This window comes from Arthrobacter psychrochitiniphilus (assembly GCF_003185915.1).
Lineage (GTDB): Bacteria > Actinomycetota > Actinomycetes > Actinomycetales > Micrococcaceae > Specibacter > Specibacter psychrochitiniphilus.
The window spans coordinates 752,298-775,634 of sequence record NZ_QHLZ01000001.1; the positions used below are offsets into that span (position 1 = coordinate 752,298).

General features: G+C 59.4%; 19 protein-coding genes. 12 read left to right on the plus strand and 7 right to left on the minus strand.

Features of this window, described 5'->3' with window-relative positions; all coding sequences use genetic code 11:
- Positions 1-15: 15 nt before the first annotated feature.
- Complete coding sequence (locus CVS29_RS03235; protein ID WP_110104848.1) at positions 16-2,388, plus strand: polysaccharide lyase 8 family protein; 2,373 nt, start codon at positions 16-18, stop codon at positions 2,386-2,388.
- A 133-nt stretch (positions 2,389-2,521) separates the two neighbouring features.
- Here the strand turns inward: CVS29_RS03235 and CVS29_RS03240 are convergent, their stop codons facing one another.
- Positions 2,522-3,511 (minus strand): Gfo/Idh/MocA family protein, encoded by a 990-nt coding sequence (locus CVS29_RS03240; protein ID WP_218867984.1) that lies wholly within the window; start codon positions 3,509-3,511, stop codon positions 2,522-2,524.
- Between the two features lie 16 nt (positions 3,512-3,527).
- Positions 3,528-4,679: a GntR family transcriptional regulator gene (locus CVS29_RS03245; RefSeq protein ID WP_110104849.1), complete on the minus strand. Its 1,152-nt coding sequence runs from the start codon at positions 4,677-4,679 to the stop codon at positions 3,528-3,530.
- Positions 4,680-4,969: 290 nt separating this feature from the next.
- On the opposite strand from CVS29_RS03245, the gene CVS29_RS03250 reads away from it, so the two are divergent.
- The 9 genes from CVS29_RS03250 (at position 4,970) to CVS29_RS03290 (ending at position 15,793) form a co-directional block, all read left to right on the plus strand.
- A complete protein-coding gene (locus CVS29_RS03250) occupies positions 4,970-6,283 on the plus strand; it encodes an ABC transporter substrate-binding protein (RefSeq protein WP_110104850.1) in 1,314 nt (437 codons plus the stop codon).
- Positions 6,283-7,239: a carbohydrate ABC transporter permease gene (locus tag CVS29_RS03255; protein WP_110104851.1), complete on the plus strand. Its 957-nt coding sequence runs from the start codon at positions 6,283-6,285 to the stop codon at positions 7,237-7,239. Before CVS29_RS03250 ends, CVS29_RS03255 begins: the two co-directional genes overlap by 1 nt.
- Positions 7,240-7,249: 10 nt before the next feature.
- On the plus strand, positions 7,250-8,194 hold the full coding sequence (locus CVS29_RS03260; protein WP_110104852.1) for a carbohydrate ABC transporter permease: 945 nt from the start codon (positions 7,250-7,252) through the stop codon (positions 8,192-8,194).
- Positions 8,194-9,657 (plus strand): sulfatase family protein, encoded by a 1,464-nt coding sequence (locus CVS29_RS03265; RefSeq protein ID WP_110104853.1) that lies wholly within the window; start codon positions 8,194-8,196, stop codon positions 9,655-9,657. The genes CVS29_RS03260 and CVS29_RS03265 overlap by 1 nt, the downstream gene beginning before the upstream one ends.
- Positions 9,654-10,973 carry a sulfatase family protein gene (locus CVS29_RS03270; RefSeq protein WP_110104854.1) on the plus strand — a complete coding sequence of 440 codons (1,320 nt, stop codon included), beginning with the start codon at positions 9,654-9,656 and terminating at the stop codon, positions 10,971-10,973. The genes CVS29_RS03265 and CVS29_RS03270 overlap by 4 nt, the downstream gene beginning before the upstream one ends.
- An 87-nt stretch (positions 10,974-11,060) precedes the next feature.
- Entirely contained in the window at positions 11,061-11,771 is a 711-nt protein-coding gene (locus CVS29_RS03275; RefSeq protein WP_062294031.1) for a response regulator transcription factor, read from the plus strand.
- A 15-nt stretch (positions 11,772-11,786) separates the two neighbouring features.
- On the plus strand, positions 11,787-13,277 hold the full coding sequence (locus tag CVS29_RS03280; protein ID WP_110104855.1) for a sensor histidine kinase: 1,491 nt from the start codon (positions 11,787-11,789) through the stop codon (positions 13,275-13,277).
- Positions 13,278-13,410: 133 nt separating this feature from the next.
- On the plus strand, positions 13,411-13,704 hold the full coding sequence (locus CVS29_RS03285) for a WXG100 family type VII secretion target (RefSeq protein WP_110104856.1): 294 nt from the start codon (positions 13,411-13,413) through the stop codon (positions 13,702-13,704).
- A gap of 115 nt (positions 13,705-13,819) precedes the next feature.
- Positions 13,820-15,793, plus strand: coding sequence for an HNH endonuclease signature motif containing protein (locus CVS29_RS03290; RefSeq protein ID WP_110104857.1), 1,974 nt, complete (start codon positions 13,820-13,822; stop codon positions 15,791-15,793).
- A gap of 33 nt (positions 15,794-15,826) precedes the next feature.
- Here CVS29_RS03290 and CVS29_RS03295 read toward each other — a convergent pair whose 3' ends face one another.
- From CVS29_RS03295 to CVS29_RS03310, 4 genes are all read right to left on the minus strand, one after another.
- Positions 15,827-16,774 (minus strand): ribonuclease HI family protein, encoded by a 948-nt coding sequence (locus CVS29_RS03295; protein WP_110104858.1) that lies wholly within the window; start codon positions 16,772-16,774, stop codon positions 15,827-15,829.
- 176 nt (positions 16,775-16,950) lie between these two features.
- The gene (gene groL, locus CVS29_RS03300) at positions 16,951-18,576 is read right to left on the minus strand and encodes a chaperonin GroEL (RefSeq protein WP_110104859.1); all 1,626 of its coding nucleotides are present in this window, start codon (positions 18,574-18,576) and stop codon (positions 16,951-16,953) included.
- Between the two features lie 343 nt (positions 18,577-18,919).
- The gene (locus tag CVS29_RS03305; RefSeq protein ID WP_110104860.1) at positions 18,920-19,534 is read right to left on the minus strand and encodes a LytR C-terminal domain-containing protein; all 615 of its coding nucleotides are present in this window, start codon (positions 19,532-19,534) and stop codon (positions 18,920-18,922) included.
- Between the two features lie 42 nt (positions 19,535-19,576).
- Positions 19,577-19,834 carry a DUF3263 domain-containing protein gene (locus CVS29_RS03310; RefSeq protein WP_245932048.1) on the minus strand — a complete coding sequence of 86 codons (258 nt, stop codon included), beginning with the start codon at positions 19,832-19,834 and terminating at the stop codon, positions 19,577-19,579.
- Positions 19,835-20,079: 245 nt separating this feature from the next.
- Between CVS29_RS03310 and CVS29_RS03315 the strand changes: the two genes are divergently transcribed.
- Positions 20,080-20,835 carry a uracil-DNA glycosylase gene (locus CVS29_RS03315; RefSeq protein WP_110104862.1) on the plus strand — a complete coding sequence of 252 codons (756 nt, stop codon included), beginning with the start codon at positions 20,080-20,082 and terminating at the stop codon, positions 20,833-20,835.
- Between the two features lie 83 nt (positions 20,836-20,918).
- Positions 20,919-21,773 (plus strand): siderophore-interacting protein, encoded by an 855-nt coding sequence (locus CVS29_RS03320; protein WP_110104863.1) that lies wholly within the window; start codon positions 20,919-20,921, stop codon positions 21,771-21,773.
- A 36-nt stretch (positions 21,774-21,809) separates the two neighbouring features.
- Here the strand turns inward: CVS29_RS03320 and CVS29_RS03325 are convergent, their stop codons facing one another.
- Positions 21,810-23,228, minus strand: a complete 1,419-nt coding sequence (locus tag CVS29_RS03325) for a threonine/serine exporter family protein (RefSeq protein ID WP_110104963.1) — start codon at positions 23,226-23,228, stop codon at positions 21,810-21,812.
- Positions 23,229-23,337: the final 109 nt, after the last annotated feature.

Below are 23,337 nucleotides of genomic sequence, written 5' to 3' on the forward strand. Positions count from 1 at the left end.
TAAAGGAAACTTGCCATGACGCATGGACTGACCAGACGGCACATTCTACAAGGCGCTGGAGCCTTGACCTTCGCCGGACTTCTTACGGGCGGTTTTGCTCCGCTGGCTCAGGCCGCGGAGACCGCCACGGCTCCGGAGCTTGATGCCTTGCGGGAACGCTGGGTTAATCAGATCACGGGCCGCAAGCTCATCACGGCCGGCGATCCCGAATTTGAAACAGCGCTAGTCCGACTAGACACCGAGGTGACCTCCTCAATTTCCAAGCTACTACCCGTCGGTAACCGTGTGCAGATTTTTTCGGACGCCGCGTTCAGTGCTGATACCCACATGGTCACCACGTACAAGCGGCTGGCTCAAATGGCTACGGCGTGGGCCACCCCGGGGTCAGCGCATGAGGGCAATGCCGAACTTCTCCATCATCTGCTGGCCGCTTTGGAAGATGGCAACAAATTGATTTACAACACCTCACAACCGGAATTCGGCAACTGGTGGAACTGGGAAATCGGTGTTCCCCGTCCCTTGGGTGATGCTCTGGCAATCTTGGGATCGCACGTCCCGGTGGAACTACTGGGACGGTATATGGCCGCCGTGGATCATTTCATTCCGGATCCAACCAAGCAGTTCTCGGCAGAGCGCGGGCCTATCCTCTCCGAAGGAGCCAACCGTGTGGACATCTGCCAGGGCAGCATCATCCGCGCCATTGTTGGCCATGACCCGGCCCGGTTGGCACAGGCCATCAATGCACTGAGTCCGGTATGGCAGTACGTTACCAGCGGCAACGGATTCTTTGACGACGGCTCGTTTGTGCAGCACTCAACCATCGCGTACACGGGAACGTATGGGCTGGTACTGCTCAGTGGGCTTTCTAAATTGTTCTCGTTGCTCAGCGAATCCGAGCACGCCGTCTCCGATCCCAGCCGGGACATCCTGTTCAAGACCGTCGAGGATTCCTTCGCGCCGTTCATACACAATGGCCAGATGATGGATTCTGTGCGCGGCCGCGCCATCTCACGCACGCAGGAACGCAGCTACGACAATGGTGACATGGCCATTGAAGCGATCCTGTGGCTGGCCCGCGCTGTGGACCCTGCCACTGCCAAGCGCTGGCGCAGGCTCTGCCAGGGCTGGATCTCACGCAACACCTTTGAACACCCCATGACGGGGGCGTCGATCCCCCGCACAGCACTGCTGAAGGACTTGGCAGCTGCACACGTAAGTCCACTCGCTGAGAATTCCGGGCACAGCTTCTTTGCAGGCATGGACCGCTCCGTTTACCGTGGAAGCGGCTGGGCGCTCAGCCTAGGCCTGTGCAGCAACCGCATCGCCTGGTATGAGTGTGGCAACGGCGAGAATGATTTAGGAGCCCAGACCGGTTCCGGCATGACCTACCTGTACACGGGTAAAGCGGACCACTTTGACGACAATTTCTGGCCCACCGCAAATCTGGCCAAGCTACCAGGGACCACGGTGGACACCACCCCCCTGCCCCCACGAGTTGAGGGGCAGTGGGGAGAGCGTACGCCTGGGAACGACTGGACCGGAGGAGTCAGCCTGGGCACCAGTGGCGCTGTGGGCATGCACCTCCTCGCCCCGGGTGGCACCGGCATGCAGGCACGCAAGGCCTGGTTTTACGCCCCGGACATGGTAGTGGCGCTCGGGGCCGGCATCCACTCGCCATCAGAGGCTAGGGTGGAGACCGTTGTGGAGCACCGCAATCTGGGCCCTGCGGGAGGCCAGAAGATCACCCTCGACGGCCGCAGAGTGGCTTCCGCAGCCGGCTCACCGAGCATCCACAAAAACCCGAAATGGGCCCACGTGGAAGGGACCGGCGGCTACCTGCTGTTGGGTAGCACCGCACTGACAGTGTTGCGCGAACAGCGCACGGGGGCGTGGAAAAATATCAATAGCGGCGGCCCCGCAGATATCATCCAGCGTGAATACGCCACGCTGCTCATAGACCACGGAAAACAACCGAAAAAGGCCAGCTACGCCTACGCACTGCTACCGGGAGCCACTGCCAAGACTACCGAAAAGGCAGCTCGCAAGGCACCGCGCATCCTGCGCAATGACACTGTAGGACAAGGCGTTGCGTTAGGACACAAGGAATCCGCAGCAGTGTTCTGGCAGGCAGGTTGGGTAGGTAACATTTTTGCCAATGGACCCGCGTGTGTACTTTATTCGGGTAATCCAGGTCACGGCCGTCTCGCGGTAGCTGACCCCACCCATGCTGCCGAGTACTTGGCGATCACGCTCAAGGGCACAAAATACCGCCGCGTCACGGGTGGAACAGGCGCCACTCTCTCACGCGATGCAGCTGGCAACACGGTGGTCACAGTACGGGTGGCAACACTGCTGGGCCGGACAGTGGAGCTGAGCCTGCAGCGCTAACCACCCGGACATAACACGCTCCACTGAAGACGGGGCCAACCCGCGAAACGGCTGCATAAATACACCCTTCTCGCGGGGTGGCCCCGTCTTCACTCCACCCCGTATTTGCGAAAGCTCAGCGTACTTGAAAAGCTCAGCGCACCAACGCCGGTGTCAACTCAACGGACTCACCGCTCTGAGCAGATTCGTAGGCGGCCAGCACCAGCTCGACCACGTGCTTGGCGTGCGTGCCACTGACGGCTGGCGCAGCCCCGCGCACGGCAGCGTGAAAGTCAGCGAGCTGGGCCGTGAAGGCATTCTGAATATCATCTGCCGAGCTTGTGTGCAGGACTGTGCGGACGCCGTCGATCTTCATGAAAGTACCTCTGCGTGGATCAGCAGTGATGGTGCCCCGCTCGCCCACCACGAGTACTTCATCGATGTTTTCCGGAGTGTCGGAGACAATAGTGATGCGTAGCTGCACATCATTGGCGAGGCGCAATTCCATGGTCCCGTCAGTTTCAACGGGTGCGCCGAATCGGTTCAACGTGCTCGAGGTGATCCGCACGGCGGGCGCACCGCCAATCCACAAACTCCGGTCCAGGCAGTGTGCACCGATGTTGATAAAGGCGCCGCCGCCGGAAACAGCTTTATCAAAGAACCAGTCTGGGCGGGACCCTGGACGGTAGTCGGTGCTTCGGTAATCGTGGATCATCAGCACCCGGCCCAGGACACCGCTCTGAAGCGCCGCCATGAGGGCCAGCTTTTCAGCCATGAAGTGCTGGATCATCCCCACCACCATGACTACCCCGGCTGCCTCGCAGGCCGCCTCCATAATCTTGGCGTCCTCAAGCGTGGTGGCCATAGGCTTTTCCACCAGCACGTGCACGCCATGGGATGCGGCAGCCACCACCATGTCCTTGTGCAGGCTGTGCGGGGTGTTAATAACAACCGCGTCCACCACCCCCCCAGTCAACATTTCCTGATAGTCGGTGTAGACGCTCGCCCCCCAGGGTTGGGCAACGTTGCCGGCAGTTTCCGCGTTCAGGTCACAGACCGCGGTGAGGGTTAGCCCCGCAATGTCCGCAATTCCTTGTGCATGAAATCCGGCCACCGCACCTGCCCCAATAATTCCCAAGCGCATGATTGACTCTCTTTCATTAGCGTTGTTGTAGTTTGTGGGCGCGTGTGTCAGCGCCGTGTTTAGCTCCACAGGAGTCCCTGATAACCAGCCTGGGCCGCAGCCGTACCTGATGGACGGGGCAGTCGTCACCTTCTACCAGTCGGCGCAGCAAGATTTCAGCCGCCATCTTTCCCATCCGATGCTTGGCCGGTGCAACCGCTGTCAGGGGAACTTCAGCCAAATCAGCGAGCTCATCATCATAAGAAACCAAAGCCAAGTCATGCGGGATTGCCACCCCTGCCCGCCTAGCCGCCGCCTCAAGCAAGGCCGCCTCCCTATCACCAAAGACCAAGGCCGCTGCTGAACCGCTGGAGAGTACTTCTTGGAGGAGTTGCTCCGCCGCCCCTGATTCCCACTCCGACTTCAACGCCCGGCGCACCAGAGGAGTGAAGCCCAGATCTGCCGCCGCACGCTTATAACCTTCCACAATGGCTGCCTCGGTTGGCGTGTTGGATCTGGTCAGGAGGGAAACCGTTGGGTGCCCCAACTCCAAAAGGTGGGTGACGGCGTCGTATGCACCACCTTGATGGTCCGAGCAAACATGCTCAGTCCTATCCCCTGGGCCCAAATCCATCAGACTACGCTCGAGCAAAACCACCGGGACATTGAGCGAACTCAATTCACGCACCCGCTGTTTCGGATCCGCAATCCCTGCCAGTGTGGGCACCAGGATCAGCCCGTCAACCCCAGAGTCGATCAGGAATTGGATACTTGAATCTTCCCGCGCAGGATCATAGTTGTAGGTAGCCAAGCGCAAGCTGACATCGTGGCTTGAGAGCGTTTCCTCAATGCCTTGCAGCACCCGTGGGTAATAGAGCTGAGTGTCTGGCAGGAGAACACCCACCGTAAAGCGAGAACGTCGCCGGGCAGGCTGGCGCTCAGCTACAAAGCTACCTGCGCCTTGGCGCCGTACTACGAACCGTTCCGTTTCCAGTTCCTCATAGGCCCGGCGCACAGTGGTCAGAGACATGCCGGTCTCGGCCGCCAGCTGAGCCTCGGTGGGCAACTTGGCACCCACGGCCCAGGTCCCAGCCAGTATGCCGCGGCGCAGATCGCCCGCCAGAGCTTGAAATTTCAGCTCTCTGGTGTCCGCGTCCCGAATCCTTTTACCCTGTGATGTGTTCTTCAATGTTCCCTCTCCAGCTACTGCTGCGCTTGAGTCTGCCAAAGGTATAAGAGAGGAATATATGAGTACTTTGCATATTCCTCTTGTAGCCTGCACCGCACCTTTGCGTCACTACCCATTAAATGCGCGAGTTATGGGTCAACGCCTTGAGGGTAGCGGTAAAACTAAGATAAAGATAACTCTAAGTACTCATTGAATCCTATCTTTATTCACTGTTTGAGTATTCTCACTGGCCCGTGACGCAGAGCACAACTCCACGCAGGGCACAATTACTTCTAGCAAGGGTGTACGCAATGACAACCAAATTCCGTTTTGCACGGACACTGGCCGTGATGGCCGGCGCAGCCTTGGCACTCTCCGCCTGTGGTGGCGGCACCAACGGTTCAGCAGGAGATGGCGGCACAGAGGGCGGTACATTGTCGTACTGGTCCATGTGGAAAGAGGGCGAGCAGCAGCAACTGATTATTGCCCGCGCCATTAAGGATTTTGAAGCTGAAACAGGCGCAACTGTCAACGTCCAGTGGCAGGGACGTTCCAACGTCCAAAAGCTCGTCCCCGCTCTGAATACCAACAATGTCCCTGACATTGTTGATGGCTCCTACGCCAAGCTGGCCCCTATTCTGGGCGACACCGGACAGGCTCTTCCCTTGGGCGATGCTTATGCCGCTGAGGTTGAGGGCACCAAAGTTTCCGATCTGATTCCGAAAAAGTACCTTACTGCGAACAACATTCTCGATGCTGACGGGACGCCCTGGATGCTGCCCTACAGCCTCACATCGGATGGTTTCTGGTTTGACGCAGCGCAGCACCCCGAGCTGGAGACCGCTCCGCCGGCATCATGGGATGACTTCATTGCACTATTAGATAAGTACAAGGCAGAGGGCAAGGTTCCGCTGGCAGCCGACGGCGACATTGGCGGCTACAACTCCATGTGGTTCACCACCGCACTGGTGCGCACCGACGGAGCAGGCTCCTTCGCGAAGGTGGTCCAGGATAAGACAGGCGCCGCTTGGGATGCTCCGAATGTCTTGGCCGCAGCCAAGAGGGTTGAACAAGTTGTCAAGGGCGATTATCTGATCAAGGGCTATAACGCCAGCAAGTGGCCTGCCCAGCAGCAGGTTTGGGCCACGGGTGGAGCCGAGCTCATGCTCAACGGTTCCTGGATCCCGACGGAAACAGGTACTTACGCTTCCGAAGGTTTCAAATTCTCATCCTTTCCATTCCCTGCCGAAGCCGGACAACCAGCATCGGTACGCGCAGACTTTGGCGGTTGGGCCATTCCCAAAAAAGCCAAGAACCCGGAACTGGCTCAGAAACTGGCCACCTTCTTGCTGAAGAAGGACTACCAGGACGCCTACGGCACCGAAGCTAAAGTCCTGCCTATCCGCACCGATGCAGCCACCTCTCCGGAAATGGCATCTGTGAAGAAGTCCATTGACGGGGCCAAAGAAATCTACCTACAGAACGACGGCGTCACGGCCCCCGGCTACGTTGAGAAAGTCTTCTGGCCCATCAACGATGAGCTGTTCCTTGGCAAGATCAACGCTGGAGAATTCGTCCAAAAGATGAAAACCGCAACGGTTCAGTACTGGAAGGACAACAGCTAATGTCACGCACCACAACCCGCCGCTCCCTTTCCGCGGCAGCAGCCGCGGAGAGGGGGCAGGGTGGCAGCAGCATTGACCGTCAGCGGCGCAAGCTTCTTGTACCGTTTGTTGGCCCCGCCTTCATTGTCTACACGCTTCTGTTCATTATTCCCGCCATCGGCGCGGCCTGGATCAGCTTGCATGAATGGGCCGGCTCCGGCCCCATGAAGTTTGTAGGTGTGAAGAACTACATCAGGGTATTCCAAGACGATCTGTTTATGAAGTCCTTTGGCAACACACTCCTGCTGTTGTTCGTGGTTGGTGCTGCCATCTTCATCCTTGCCTTCGCCATGACGTTGGTGCTGCGGGATATGGCCGGGAAAAAGATTGTCCGCAACGTCATCTTCTTCCCGCACCTGATCAATGCCCTCGTTTTCGGCGTACTGGCCGGCTTCATCTTCAACCCGGGCGGCATGGTCAACACTCTACTGAAGCCTTTTGGTGTCACTGAACCACCCGCTTGGCTGGCCCAAGACAACATCTTCCCGCTCATCATGGCCACACTGGTGGCCACCACCACCGGTTATTTCACCACCATCTTGATGGCTGGTGTAGATCGCATTCCTCCTTACTACTACGAGGATTGCGCCCTGGCCGGCGCCAATGCATGGCAGCGTCTGAGGTATGTGATTCTGCCCCTAACCTGGGACGTGTTTGGCACCTGCGCTGTGCTGTGGACCATCTCCTCCGTGAAGATCTTTGAGATCATCTGGGTATTCGGCGGCAGCAGCGGTGCCGGTATTCCACCCACACAGAGCTGGACCACCGCCGTGTACACGTACGTCACGGCCTTTTCCGGCCAGTCCACACCTGCCTATGGGGCGGCCACCGCCTCGGCCATCATCTCTTTGGCCTTGGTATCCGTCCTCGTGGTGTTCCTGCGCCGCGCTATGCGCCGTGACGCCGTTGAATTCTAAGGATCAGCCCATGTCTACTCTCACCGCACCCGACCAGGTACCGAATCAGGCACCGGATTCACGCACCGATACGCCCGGGAAGAAGCGCAGCAAGAACTACCGCGGCGTCAGCCCGGCCCTGCGCGCTGAAAGCAACATCATCCGCAGCATCGGCGTGTTCTTGTTGTGGGCTGTGGTTGCCGTCAGCATCGCCATGCTGCTGTGGATGGTCCTGCAGGCATTCCGCGACACCCGTTCTATCCTTTCCAGCCCTTGGGGAATGCCGGAAAGCCTAGACTTCTCCAACTTCGTGCGGGCCTGGACTGTTGGTGACTTTGCCACAGCAACGTTCAATTCTGTCATCACCACTGCTGTGTCCTCGTTTATAACGGTGGCTCTTGCAGCACCCGCGGCGTACTACCTCAGCCGTGTTGAAAGCCGCCTGACCAACGGGCTGAGCCTGTACTTCATCCTTGGCTTGGGTATCCCGGCGCAGGTCATCTTGATCCCGCTGTTCGTGATGCTGAACAAGGTTTACCTGACGGACAGCCTGATTGGGCTGAACTTGGTCTACATTGCCGGTTCCATGCCGTTCACCGTATTCCTGCTGACGGCGTTCTTCCGCAGCCTGCCCATGGAGATGGAGGAGGCCGCCGCTCTCGACGGCGCCACTGCCCTGCGCACCTTCGTCCAGATCACCCTCCCACTGGCCAAGGGAGGCATCCTGACCGCATTTGTTCTGCAGGTGGTAGCGCACTGGAATGAAACGCTACTGGCGCTGACACTGATCCAGTCCACCGAAAAGTACACCCTGCCCGTTGCGTTGATTTCCTTTGTGCAGCAGCAAACCTATTCAGGTGCTGATTGGGGCGGACTCTTCGCCGGCCTCTGCATCGTAGTCCTGCCCATGCTGGCCATCTACATCTGGCTGGGACGCCGGCTCACGGAGGGCCTGACCTTGGGAATGGGCAAGTAGTGCCCACTCCCAACCTGCTGTTCATTGTCGCCGACCAGTTCCGGGCCATGTGCTTGGAGCCGGGCGGCGACCCTGTTTCCACCCCTAATCTGGATGCCATGGCCTCCGACGGCGTATCCCTGGCCCACGCTGTCAGCAGCTACCCGGTGTGTAGTCCGCACCGGGCCATGATGATCAGTGGGCAATATCCGGACGCGAACGGGGTCACCCACAATGTGAACTCGCAGACCGCCACTTGGGGCGTTGGCTTACGCCCGGATGCCCCCTCGTGGGCTTCGGCACTCAGGGATGCCGGATACAACACCGGCTACATTGGCAAGTGGCATTTGGAGGCCCCAGTGCCCGAGGATGCCATCCACGGCACCGGTCCGCTGGAAGATGGGCGGTACTGGGATGCTTGGTCGCCGCCGGATCGCCGCCACGGCTTTGATTTTTGGTATTCCTACGGCTGTTGCGATGAGCACCTCACCCCTCACTATTGGACCTCCGACGCCGGACGGCACCAGCGCACTAACGTCGCCGGGTGGTCAGCCGCCCATGAAACGGACGTGGCCATTGGCTTTCTAGAACGCGCCGCATCCATGGCCTCCGGGGATGCGGACCGGACGCCCTTTGCCTTGGCTGTTTCCTGGAACCCACCGCACCAGCCCTACGATCAGCTGCCGCTGGTGCACAACACCAGCTACGGCGCCCTTCCCCCCGCAGAGCTATTGAACCGTCCCAACGTGGACCTCGACTCCCCCGCCGGGCGCGAGGCCGCCACTATTGCACCCCTCTATTACGCAGCCGTTTCTGCCATCGATGCGCAGGTGGGACGGTTGCTGGCAACCCTGGACGCTCTGCATCTGGCGCAGGACACACTCGTCATTTTTACCTCGGACCACGGCCAGCAAATGGGGAGCCAGGGCCTTATCTACAAGAATGTGCCGTACGAAGAGTCCATGCGGATACCGTGGGTCATGCGCTGGCCCGGGCGCCTGACCTCCTCTGCCGCGGACAGTGTGGGGATATCCAGTGTGGACATAGCACCTACTCTGTTGGGACTGCTCGGACTGGGCGAGCAAGTCCCCGCAGCAATGCACGGCACCGATGTCTCGCCTGCGTTACTCGCCCACGGTGGCGAGGCCCAAGGGGGTGGCGCTCAGGGGGGTGAAGCTGGGAATCTGGGTACGCCGTCGTCCTTGTATTTCTACTACCCGCGCAACAGTTCCGATGTAGATATCCGGGGGTTGCGCACAGCCTCCACCAAGTTCATTGCCCGTTTCCAGCCAGCCTCCGGGCTGTCCACAGAGCTGTTTGATCTGGCCGGAGATCCATTCGAATTAGAGAACATCACCGATCCCTCCGCAATCCGGCACTGGGCGGGGAGCCTTTCAAACGCCTTGGCAGCGGCGGGCCATTCATGGAACGGCGACCAAGCACTGAAAGTATTGGCAAACACTAAGTTGGGAGTGCAACTATGAACATCCTTCTCATCATGGCCGACCAGTTTGCTGCCCACGCACTGGCACGCAGCCGTTCCACCGACGCGCATTTCAAAACGCCCAACCTTGACCGGTTAGCGTCTGTCTCCACGGTTTTTACCCAGGCCTACACGCCGTTTCCGCTGTGCGTGCCGGCCCGCAGCTCCATGATTACCGGAAAATATCCGCACCAGCTGGGCATCATGAACAATAAGTCTGCAGATGCTGCTCCGCGCTCCGAGCCTGGCCACGGTTCACAGTCACTTGGCCATTGGTTCACCGCGGCGGGCTATGACTGTGCCTACGCAGGCAAATGGCATGCCCTCCAGGCCAGCGCTTCCGTGAATGACGGCTTTGCCCCCATCCACCCCTTCGGCGACGAGGGTCTGGTGGAGGCGTGCCATGACTGGCTGGGGCAGCGTAGTGGCGAACGCCCGTTCCTACTGGTGGCATCCTTTGACGATCCTCACACCATTTGCGAATACGCCCGTTCTCAGCCCATGCCTTACGGGGATGTGCCAGCCGCCGCCGTTGCTGAGGCTCCCCCGCTGCCGGCTAACTTCTATAAGGCGCCCTACGCCTCTGAGGCACCAGCCATGGAACAGGTTGCAGCGGCACGTCTCTACGGCACGGCTGGATTCAGTCCCGATGACTGGCGCAGCTACCGCGCCACCTATGCCGCACTGGTTCAGCGCGTTGACCAACGCATTGGGCAGCTGCTGGACGGGATTGATGTGGCGAGTACCTCCGTCATATTTGTCAGTGACCACGGTGACGGCGACGCGTCGCACGGCTGGAACCAAAAGACTGCCCTGTACCAGGAATGCATTAAGGTGCCATTTCTGGTGCAGGTGCCAGGGCGGCCCGCAGCGGTTGTCACTGAGCCTGTGGCAGCCGTGCTGGGGCTGCTACCTACGCTGTGCGAAATCGCGGGAATACAGGTGCCGGAGGGCCTCGCCGCACCATCAGCACTGCAGCGGGACGGGAATCCGGTGGTGGTGGAAACAGCGTTCGCGGACGCAGCAGCATTGCCCGGTGCACGAACATCGGGCCGGGCGCTCATCCTGGGGCACTGGAAATACACGGTATACGGGTGGGGACAATACCGAGAGCAGCTCCATGATCTGGCCGCCGATCCGCAAGAGCAGCGCAACCTGGCCGTGGAAAATGCTTTCGCGCCGGAGCTCGAACGCATGCGGACGGAGCTATTGCGCTGGTGTGAGGAGACTGGGGATACGGCATTCCGCAAGCGTCTGGTGCTGCCGAAAACGGCGCCGGCTGGAAAACATCAAGAGATCTTTCGGGTTCCCTACTAGCAGCTGGGAACTAACTGGGCGTAAGCTGACAGTACATACCCACGGAATATCCAGCGTATTCCCAGCTAATGGTCGGAGACTGAAATGGTGAAAAAGACTGGACCTGAAGCCAAGCTGCTCGTTGTTGACGACGAGCCCAATATTCGTGAGCTCCTATCCACTTCCCTGCGTTTCGCCGGGTTTGAGGTTATCGCCGCCGCCAATGGCCGCGATGCCTTGGCTGCTGCTGAGGAGCACAATCCTGACCTGGCCGTTCTGGATGTCATGCTCCCGGACATGGACGGATTCACCGTGACCCGCCGGTTGCGTGCAGCCGGGCGGCACTTCCCTGTGCTGTTTTTGACGGCCCGCGATGACACCGAAGATAAGGTCACAGGCCTGACAGTTGGCGGCGATGATTACGTCACCAAGCCCTTCAGTTTGGATGAGGTGGTGGCCCGCATCCGTGCGGTTCTGCGCCGCACCCAGCCCACGGAGGACGATGACGCGGTACTGCGCGTTGCCGATCTGGAGCTCGACGACGATGCCCACGAGGTGCGCCGCGCCGGCAAGACCGTGGAACTGTCCCCCACCGAGTTCAAGCTGCTGCGTTATTTGATGCTGAACCCCAACCGTGTGCTGTCCAAGGCCCAGATCCTCGACCACGTATGGGAGTACGATTTCAACGGCGACGCCTCCATTGTGGAATCCTACATTTCCTATCTTCGCCGCAAGGTGGATATTGATGCCTCCCTCCCCGCCCTGATTCAGACCAAGCGCGGCGTGGGGTACGTGCTGCGAACGGCTGACAAGCGCTAACGCACACCCAGTCCATTGATTACGTTGTGGAAAAACGCCTCCCTGCGCTCACAGCTGGTGGCCATCATCAGCGCCCTGTTGAGTGTGTCTTTGTTGGCGCTGGGAGCCACAACGTTTCTTTTGCTGCATTCCTTTCTGGAAGACCAGATGGACACGCAGCTGACCACTTTCCAGCGCTCCATTGTGGGCTACGGAACCGTGGATTCGCAGAACACCGGACAGACCCCGTTTGCCTTTGACTACTATGTGGGTTTCCACTTTTCCAATGGTTCGCTGGCTGATCAAAACCGTTCAGGGCAGGACAAGCCGGTCTACCCGGGCCTATCCATGGCCGAGGCACAGGCCCTCAATGGTAAGAAGTTTTCGGTCCCGAGCAGCGATGGTGGAGCTCCGTGGCGGGTGACTGTTATTGCCCCTCAGAAGTTCAGCTTTGGCACGGTGGAAATGAATCAGGGAGGCACTCCCTATGTGGGTTATGTGGTGGTGGGGCTTCCCTACGAAAACCTCAACATCACCATGGAGCGCTTGGCTGTGGTCATTGCCGGGGTTGCCATCCTAGCCGTCACCTTGGGCACCATGATCGCCTATTGGACGGTCACCCGCTCCTTCAGACCGCTGGGCCGCGTGGAAAAGACGGCCGCGGCCATTGCTGCTGGCGATCTGTCCCGGCGCGTGGATATTGAGAATCCCGCCACGGAAGTGGGCCGGCTATCCGGCTCCCTGAACGCCATGCTGGCCCATATTGAACATGCTTTTGCTGCACAGACAGCGTCAGAAAAGAAGATGCGCCGCTTTGTGGCTGATGCTTCCCATGAACTGCGCACCCCCTTGGTCACTATTCGCGGCTTCTCCGAGCTGTACCGGCACGGCGCCCTTCAGACCCCGGACGATGTCGGCACAGCCATGGGCCGCATTGAAAGCGAGGCCAAGCGCATGGGCGAGCTGGTCGAGGACCTGCTGATGCTGGCCCGCATTGACGAGCAGCGTCCGCTGCAGCTCAAGCCCGTGGACCTGCTCATCATTGGCCACGACGCCGTCCTGGACGCCAAGGCCACAGCCACGGACCGTACCTTTAGAGTCACCGGGCTCGACGGCGGCCCCGGAACCCCTGCCACTGCGGTGGGAGACGAGGCGAAATTGCGTCAGGTGGTGACGAACCTGATGGGCAATGCGCTGCGCTACACCCCCGATGGCTCCCCCATCGAGATCATGGTCGGGACCCGCCACGATGGTGAGGCCCAGTATTCTGTGATCAAGATTCGCGATCATGGCCCCGGCATCTCAGCCGAAGAAGCTCCTCGGGTGTTTGAACGGTTCTACCGCGCGGATTCCTCACGCGATCGGAACACCGGCGGCAGCGGACTCGGCTTGGCCATTGTTTCAGCCATCGTGGCGTCCCATGAGGGAACTGTCAGGTTGGAAAACACCCCCGGCGGAGGGGCCACCATGGCGATTGAGCTGCCCTTTAGGGAAGACAGCACTGACGCTGATTCCTCCACAGACTAGAGCAGGGGCGAGCCTGTCCACGGGCCGGGCATCAAGTGTTCCGCTGCCCCAGTGCGCCTCTTAGGCTGAGCTTACCCAGTGACATTCGCTGGACATAGGCACAAGCCCTAGGTTTGAAGGCAAGGTAACCCCCATGGCACAGTTCAACGTCAACAGTGACGATCTCGCCCTGAAAAGCACCGCAGTCAAAGGCTCAGTGGAACGAATCCGGACCGAGGTAGACGCCATGAAGCGCAACCTCCTGGATCTGCAGTCATCATGGACAGGGACAGCGGCCACCAACTTTCAGTCGCTCATGACGGAATGGCACGCCACCGAGCTAAAGGTGGAAGCATCTTTGGAAAGCATCAACTCCGCACTGTCCATGGCTGCAACTCAGTACGCTCAAGCTGAGGCGGCCAACACCCGCATGTTCACCATTCGCTGAGCTGTCAGGGCTAGTTGGGTTGGGACGGGTTGGGTTGGCCCAACCAGCTTCAAATATAGAAACTATATATTAGAAAATTCTATCCATATGGTAAAGATTCATATATAATTATGGTATGGGCACGGCCAATTGGCCCGGATCTTCAGAGGAATCCAACCTTTCCGGACCGTCAGTTTCAGGAGTCAATCTCGAGAAGGCTCTCGAGAATTACTTCTCCACGGCCTTCCACTTCCCCGTAGAACCCTCCTCCGGGAACCAACACCAGGATCTTTTTTTCTCCGATCTTCCAGATCTTCCAGAAGGTGCTGACGATGGTCTGATCGATGAAGAAATGTTCTTCGACGCGGTGGCAGAACAAGCCCGGCGAGAATCTGCAGCCAGCTTCGGAGGCGCTGAAAGCTGCGGTGAAGGATTTGGTGAAGGATTTGAAGGATACGACCCCGCGCTCCAAGACAATCGGCTGCCGTACAATCCACTGGCTTGCGATCCACTGGCTGGCGAACCACTGGCAGACAATCCGCTGGCAGCCAATCCACTGCCAGCAGGCATGGCGCGGAAGTACCTCGATGTCCTGCGCTTCGCCGAGCCACTGATTATGCCACCCCCACTGAGGGTGGCTGTTTATGGTGGGAGCAAACGTGTTCAGCGGCTGCTCCCCACCCTAACGGCTGAAGAGCAAGCTCACTACATTCAGTGGACACCCGAGCTGGGTGCGGCAGCATTGGCTGGCTTGGATCCCGCGAACCTCTCGGACGAAGAACTCCTCACCTACATTCAGGCCACGGAGCGTCAGGCCTCCTGGTCCATGGCCCGGCAGGCAGCGGCCATCAATGAGTTTTCCACGCGTCGACCGCCTGTGTGCGGCGAAGAACCACCCGAGAAGCACCCGGACCGCTCCCGTTATGCGGCGGCAGAGCTCATGGCCATGTTTGCTATCAGCACCGGCGCCGCTGAACGGCTCATTACCGACGCTGAGCTTCTGACCCGGCACCTGCCTGATACCTTCGCAGAATTTGATCAAGGCTCGCTGGACATCCGCAGGGTCCGCTCAGTGATCAGGGGATGCCAGAACACTCCCCCGGAAATTCTCCACGAACTGGAACCCAAATTTCTCAACCAAGCCATGAACAGCAATCCCAACTCGCTGACGCGAAAAGTTCGCGGGCTCGCCGAACGTCACAATCCAGAGCCCATTTCAGAACGTCATCGCAGGGCACGCACTGGCAGGGATGTTTGGCTCACGCCGTTGCCAGATGGCATGGCCCTCCTGGGAGCACGCTTGCCAGCCACTGATGCCACCCTACTTTTTAACTCGCTCGATGAGTGGGCACGGTCAGCCAAGCTGAACGGTGAGGATAGCCATGGAATCACTCCCACAGGGCGTCCATCTCGTTCGCTCAGCGAATACCGGGCGGATGTGCTGATCGATCTGCTGCACCAAGTCCTGCTGCACTCATCCACCCCGCCGCCGAACACTTCTGGAGTGAACAGTTCCGGAGCAAACAGTTCTGGCGAAGAGGCGAACGGCGCAGGCTGGAGCGGTGCAGGGCCGTACTTCAGGAATCGAATTCCGGCCATTCTAAATATCACGGTTTCGGCGGACAGGCTCCTGGGGAAGTCGGCAGATCCTGTGATACTTGATGGATTCGGCCCCATCCCGGTAGACGATGTCAACCACCTAGCCGCCACTGCAAAGTTTTGGCGAAGATTCCTCACCGACCCGGATACTGGGAGAATGGTGAGCATTGGCCGGAAATCACGAAAACCGCCAAAAGCCATGGCTCGTGAAGTTCGGTTTAGGGACCCCGTCTGTACCGGTATTGGGTGTGACCGTCCCGCCCGCTCCTGCGAATTGGACCACACGAACCCCTTCAACAGAATCACGTACTCCTCAGATGGCAGCGAACTGCCGCCCGGAGAAACCAGCATCGAGAACCTGCGCCCACGCTGCCCTTACTGCCACCACCTCAAGGACGATCCTCATACAGGGTGGACTGTGGAGCATGTCAGCCCGGGCGTCACCAAGACAACAACACCAACTGGGCGCGTGTACATACAGACCCAAGCTGGCGTCGAGGCCCCCGTCTAGGGCAACTGCTGAAAACTGCCCCGGCTATCCGCACTACCGTTCTGTGGTCCCTTGATGAAAGCGCAGACGCCATTGTTGGCCATCCAGCTGCCACAGAGAACTTCGCAGGGTGTTTCCATTCGTTGAAAGAGTGCGGTAGCTCAGCAGGGCAGTGGCAGCGTCCACCTTGTTCAGGTTGAGAACTTCCATTTCAACGTCTGCGGCCACCTCATCAGCTAGTAGTTCCAGCGTTTCCGCACGCGAACGCAGGCTTCCGGAGGCACCAATCTCTTCAAAGTCGGGGTGCAACAGCTCCGCTAAACGGAGCGGATTGGAGCGGACACTCGGGTCAAGTAGTTCCTGCTCGAGCTCGCGCACAACATCCAGGCTGCTCTCAACTGGGAGCGCGAACGAGGGATCAGGCTCATCGTCCAGCATGGAGAACAGCTCCGGTTGTGCTTGCCCTGCAGGCTGCCCCGACCCTGAGGAAGCAGAGTTGGCGGCAGGAATAGCGGCAGGGTTAGCACCAAGGTTCGCGCCGGGGAATCCGGGCCCGGCGTTGGGGGAACGTTTGGCCTGGTGTGCGGTGGCTGCGTCCCGTGCGCGGTCATCAGCGGCCTCGTTCAGCTCATGCCCGGCATGGCCTTTGACCCACTCAAAGGTGAATTTGCGGCCCACAAGCGCGGCATCAATCTCCTTGAGAAGGTCCAGGTTCAGAACGGGCTTGCCGTCCGATTTTCGCCAGCCTTTGCGCTTCCAACCTGGCATCCACTTAGTGACGCTGTTGATCACGTACTGACTGTCGCACAGGATGTGCAGTGGTTCCTCCGGCATGTGTGCCGTGGATTTGAAGAGGTCAAGGACTGCCATGAGCTCACCCATGTTGTTGGTGCCGTGGTCCCAACCACCAGCACGCCAGCAGTTGTCATTCACATACCATGCCCAGCCAGCCGGACCGGGGTTTCCTAGAGCCGAACCATCGGCGGCAGCAACAATTGTCATGTGTTACATACTTTCAGACTCCACCGACACTCAGGCACCAAAGGGGCGCCAACACCCCGCCGTCAGGGAAAGAAAAAACACCCCTGCCTGTAGCGGGGATAGATTTCGCATGCTTTTTGCGAAATCTTACTGCCCGCGGGGCAGGGGTGTTTTTACTTGAGCGATAAGACGGTGGGTTAGAAGCCGCCCATTCCGCCCATGTCGTCGCCGCCGCCAGCCGGGGCAGCCTTCTCAGGCTTGTCGGCAATGACTGCTTCAGTGGTGAGGAACAGTGCAGCAATGGAAGCCGCGTTCTGTAGGGCAGAGCGGGTTACCTTTACCGGGTCGCTAACGCCAGCAGCCAGCAGGTCCTCGTACACGCCGGTTGCAGCGTTCAAGCCGTGGCCGTTGGGCAGTGAGCGGACCTTGTCCACCACTACGCCAGGCTCCATGCCTGCGTTGAGGGCAATCTGCTTCAAGGGAGCGTCAATGGCAACACGCACAATGTTGGCGCCTGTTGCTTCATCGCCGGTCAGTTCGAGAGAGTCAAACGCGGTAACGCCGGCCTGGATGAGAGCAACACCACCGCCGGGGACGATGCCTTCTTCCACAGCAGCCTTGGCGTTGCGCACTGCGTCTTCGATGCGGTGCTTGCGTTCCTTGAGCTCAACTTCAGTTGCGGCACCGGCCTTGATGACTGCAACGCCGCCGGCCAGCTTGGCCAGACGTTCCTGCAGCTTCTCGCGGTCGTAGTCGGAATCGGAGTTTTCGATCTCGGCACGGATCTGTGCAACGCGACCTGCGATGGCTTCGGCGTCGCCGGCGCCTTCAACAATGGTGGTCTCGTCCTTGGTGACAACAACCTTGCGGGCCTTGCCCAACAGGTCAAGCGTGGTGTTTTCCAGCTTGAGGCCAATTTCTTCAGCGATGACCTGGCCACCGGTGAGGATGGCAATGTCGGAGAGCTGAGCCTTGCGGCGATCGCCGAAGCCCGGAGCCTTGACGGCAACGGACTTGAACAGGCCACGGATCTTGTTCACGATCAGTGTGGCCAGGGCTTCGCCTTCAATGTCTTCGGCGATGATCAGCAGCGGCTTGTTCGAAGCCATAACCTTTTCCAGAACTGCAACAAGGTCCTTGACGCTGGAGATCTTGGAGTTCACGATCAGGATGTACGGATCTTCAAGAACCGTTTCCTGGCGCTCGGTGTCGGTTACAAAGTAAGCGGAAATGTAACCCTTATCGAAGCGCATGCCTTCGGTGAGCTGGAGCTCCAGGCCGAAGGTGTTTGACTCCTCGACAGTGATGACGCCTTCCTTGCCCACCTTGTCCAAGGCAGTAGCAATGAGGGCACCAATCTCGGGATCACCGGCGGAGATGGACGCTGTTGCAGCGATCTCTTCCTTGGTCTCGATTTCCTTGGCGGAAGCCAGCAGTTCCTTGATGACGGCTGCAACAGCCTTCTCGATGCCGCGTTTGAGGGACAGCGGATCGGCGCCGGCAGCTACGTTGCGCAGGCCTTCCTTGACCAGGGCCTGGGCCAGCACGGTGGCCGTGGTGGTGCCGTCGCCTGCAATGTCGTCAGTCTTCTTGGCGACTTCCTTGACCAGCTCGGCGCCGATCTTTTCATAAGGATCGTCAAGTTCAATTTCCTTGGCGATGGAGACACCGTCGTTGGTGATTGTGGGTGCGCCCCACTTCTTTTCCAGCACTACGTTGCGCCCGCGCGGGCCCAAGGTTACCTTTACGGCGTCGGCGAGGATGTTCAACCCACGCTCAAGGCCGCGGCGTGCCTCTTCATCAAATGCAATGAGCTTGGCCATGGAGGCTTCAGTCCTTTCGGGACAGTCATTAGACAATTTCAAGATTCCTCGCACGGCGCCCGCGACGGACGGATGCGCCTTCTGCTGATATAGATACAACAGCGGCAAACCCTCGCCATGTGAGGAAATGTTATTACCCTGACGAAAGCGAAACTGCTAGAAATTAGCAGTCACCACCTCAGAGTGCTAACTCAATAATTAGCACTCGGTACCTCAGAGTGCAAGCGGGAGCGGCACTATGTGCTTGCGGCGAACGGCCGGGCAGGGGCTGGGCCGGGCATTCCCGAAGCTGGCGCAGGGCTTCACTGCAGTTGGCGCCGGGCCTGCAGAGGGGTAAAAAAACTTACGCCCCCGGGCCCAACACAACCGCTAGGGGAAGCCCGAGTTCTGCAGTATCCACCAACTCAGTGATATTCAGCAGCCCTCCGAGGGCTACAGCATTGGCCTTCTGCTCGAGGCCGCTGTAGAAAATAACCGATGTATTTTGCGGCTGCCCGCCCCAGTTGGAGGACTGTGACACAACCCATCCATCGCCCTGGACTGTACCGGCGTAGCGTGCGGCAAGTCCCGGTACTCCGGTGGCGTTGAAGATGGCCACGGTAACGCTCTTATCAACCACTGATTCGGGAGTTGCTTCAGCTGTGGGTGTTGACGTCGGCGTTTCCGTAGGCTTCGTGGTGGCAGAATCGGTCGCGGCGGGTGCCGTGGTGGCAGGCGCCGTCGGCGCAAGTGTCGGTGCCGCGGTGGTTTGGTTGGCCACAAGGGGCGGCGGCGTGGTGTTACCGAGAATTTTCGGCATGATGAAAAAGGCCAGAAGACCAACACACAAGGCGGCGACGCCAACAATCATCAAAGGCATTAAGGAGCGCCCCTGGGCTTCCATCGAAGACCGGTGGACGCCGTGGCGTGCCGAGTTCTCCTCGACGGCGTCGAATTCATCCCGCGGGTAATTACTCATTGTGCAGTGTGGTCCTTGTGGGTACGGTGGCGAAGGCGTGCGTTAGTTCCCGAGCCGCCGTGCGGAACGGGCCTGTTGCCGTGACAAACGTAGTCTACGCAACCGTTTGACCAGCATGGGGTCATAGGCCAGCGCGGCTTCCGTGTCGATCAACGCATTCAGAACTTGATAATAGTGGGTAGCTGAGAGCTCAAACTTCTCTCTGATGGCCTGCTCCTTCGCGCCGGCATACTTCCACCATTGGCGTTCCAGATCCAGCATCTGTTGCTCGCGCGCACTGAGCCCCACAGGAGTCCCCAGCGTTGCGGTAGTTTCTGCGGAGGGCTCTGCGGAAGCAGTCTCGTGATGGAGCGCTTCAGTCACAACAGTCCCTTTTCCGCTTGTCTCTCCCGTTCGGGCAGCAATCATGAGCCCGCTCTGTCAATGATAGGGGTGAATTACCGCCCTGTCATTTGGGATTGCGTGGATGGGCCGGGCACTAGTGGGCGCTGTGGAGGAAGTCTCCTTCCCCCCACCATGGCCCACAATGGCCCACAATGGAGAGCATGGACAGCGCACCCAGCCTTTTTGACCTGCCGGCCCCGGAACCCTGGGATGGAACACAATTGCAGGCCCTTGCCGCCTTGAAATCCGCTCCCCTGACACAAATGGCCCCTGATTGGGCCACAGCATTGGCCCCCTCGGAGGCCACCTTGGCGAGCTTGGGCGCCATGCTTGAACATGAGTACGATTCCGGAACTCGCTTCCTGCCTCTACCCACCCAGGTGCTGCGCGCCCTGGGTACCCCCTTGGCCGAAGTGAAGGTGTTGATTGTGGGCCAAGATCCCTACCCCACACCGGGACATTCAGTAGGTCTGGCGTTTTCCGTGGACCGCTCAACGCATCCGCTGCCTCGGAGCCTGAACAATATTTTCAAGGAATTGAACAGTGACTTGGGCATCCCACCTGCCACCCATGGAGATCTGGGTGCCTGGTCCCGTCAAGGCGTCCTGCTCCTGAACAGAGTACTCACGGTGGCGCCAGGAGCGGCAGGTTCACACCGCCGTCGTGGGTGGGAAGAGGTCACCGAGGCTGTTATTAGAATCCTCGCAGCACGGAAACAGCCGCTAGTGAGCGTGCTGTGGGGCAAGGACGCCCAACGGCTGGCGCCGCTTCTCACCGGAACCCCCGTGATTGAATCGGCACACCCAAGCCCACTGTCCGCGTCCCGCGGCTTCTTCGGATCCAAGCCCTTTAGCCGCATCAACAATCAGCTATTAGCGCAAGGTGCCACCCCCGTGGACTGGCAATTACCACAATGAACTAGACTGGTTAGGACAACCTAACTTGGCGCTGTTTCCGCGCCCACCAGGCCGGCCTGCTTACCCGGCACCAGGAGCTCACCATGACCTCACCACAGCCCGCCGCCACCCGCACCATGGCACCTGCCGTGAAACCGCGCACCCAATACACCCTCAATGTGCTGCGCAAGGAACAACTCAGTCCACACATGGTGCGCATCATTGCCGGCGGGCCCGGGCTGGCAAAATTTGAGCCCAAGGACGCCACAGACATGTACGTGAAGATCCACTTCCTGCACCCGGGCGTGGAATACACGGAGCCGGTGGATGTGTTTGCACTGCGCGAAAGCATGCCCCGTGAGCTGTGGCCCGTGACCCGCACTTACACGGTCCGCTGGATCGATCTGGCCGCGCAGGAGATTGCGATCGATTTTGTGCTGCACGGCAGTTCCGGGCTGGCCGGTCCCTGGGCGGCTGCGGCCATCCCCGGCGACAGGATTATTTTCTCCGGTCCCGGTGGCGGCTATCAGCCCAACCCCGACGCCGACTGGCATCTGCTCGCCGGCGACGAAGCCGCACTGCCTGCCATTGCTGCAGCCTTGGAAGCTCTGCCCGCAGAAGCCGCCGGCCACGCCTACCTAGAGGTTGATTCGGCCGCTGACATCCAGCCCCTGGACAAGCCCCACGGCGTAGGCCTTACCTGGGTGTTCCGCAACGGGACCACCCCCGCCGAGTCCACGGCCCTCTTGGATGCCGTGCGCAACGGACCCTGGCCAGAAGGCACGGTTCATGCCTTTGTGCATGGCGAGCGTGAATACATGAAGGCGCTGCGGGACCTCCTTTTCAAACAGCGCGGCCTGGAACGAGCACAAGTTTCACTCTCGGGATACTGGGCCTACGGACGCACAGAAGACTATTTCCAGGCCGAAAAGCGCGAACCCATCGGCAAGATCCTCTAACCCGTACGATCCTTGCGCCGGCGAGGAACTACCAGGTCAACGGCGGCGGTTCCTGCGCCGGTCCTTCGTGCCCTTGATATGCGTGAACGGACGGGCGGCGTTGTCTCCTAGCACCACGCCCGCGGCAACAGCCAGGATGACAATCAGGGCGTTGAAGAGGCCCACGAACCCGGTGATTGACTCTTCGGGTGTGAGGGTCATGACAAACATGGCGCGGAAGATGGACAGTCCCACCAGCAAGAAGATGATGGACGGGACGGCCACCACCAGTTGCGGGGCACCAAGCCTAAGAGCAATGATGCGGGCCAACATTCCTATCACCACGGCTGCAACAGCTGGTGCGAAGCGACCGCCCAAACCCCAATACATGCCCAAGTAGTAAACCAGATAGCCGATCAACGCCACGGCAACCGTTGGCAACAGCAACCGGACGGCAGTTTGTTCTGCAATGCAGATAGCCACTGTGGCCACGGCCACAAGGCCCAGCACAGAATACAAAGGAAGCAAGCTGTTGATGGTCTCGGCCACGTTGAGGCGCTCGGCCCCAAACAAGGCCCCGGTAACTAGTGCCACCGCAATACCTGCCACGATGGCACCAAAGCTCAGGAAGGCGGAGAGAAAACGTCCAGCGGCGGTGACAGGGAAGCCGTTGATAGCATCCTGAACAGCTGAGACCAGCCGCCCTGAAGGCAGCATCAGCAAGATTCCACCGGCCACCACCACCGATGGGCTCAAAGGCACGCGAGCCATAAAGCACAGCACCGCCACAATGGTGACAATGAAGGAACTGATGGCCGTGACAAAGAAGTCAGGGACCCGCCATTTACCCAGGACACGAGCAGTTTGCCCGGCCAGGAGGATGGTGATCAGGGCAACGATCATGCCAAAGGGTGTGCCACCAATGACGCCCACCACGGCGGCAGCAAAAACAGCTTCAGCAACAGCAACCATCCACCGAGGGAACGGTTTGGGCTTCTTGACAATGACATCCAGGCGCCGGTAGGCCTCATCCCGGCTGACACCACCGGCGGTGATATCGGTGACCAGCTCATGCACTGCCACCAAACCGGCATAGTTGTTGGTCCAGGAACGAACCACCCGCAAAAGTGTGATGGGGACGGCGTCCCGCGGCGCATAGTTGATGATGACCGACTGGTTGGTGATGTCGACTTCAATGTGGCGCAACCCCAACGCCGCAGTGACGGCAATAATACTTGTTTCAACTTCCAGGGCACCGGCTCCGTACCGGAACATGGTTTCGGCAAGGTGCAGGGCAAAGTCAATGGTTTTGCGCGCCGATTCCTCTGCCTTGCCCACCTGAATAGTGAAGTTGGCATACGGGCTGCCTGCCAGCCGGTCAACAATCTTCATGGGCGCTGTAGGTGGCGACTCTCCCTGAACCAGCTTGCGCAGGATGTTCTTGGCAACGGCATTAGCGTGAGCTGGCTGCAGCATATCTTTTTTCGGCACATCCTTCGAGGCCTGAATCCGGCGGTCAGATCCCACAAGTCACCTTTCCAGTGTTTCCTTTTCTCTCACACGGCTGCTGCAAGACAGCAGCCGC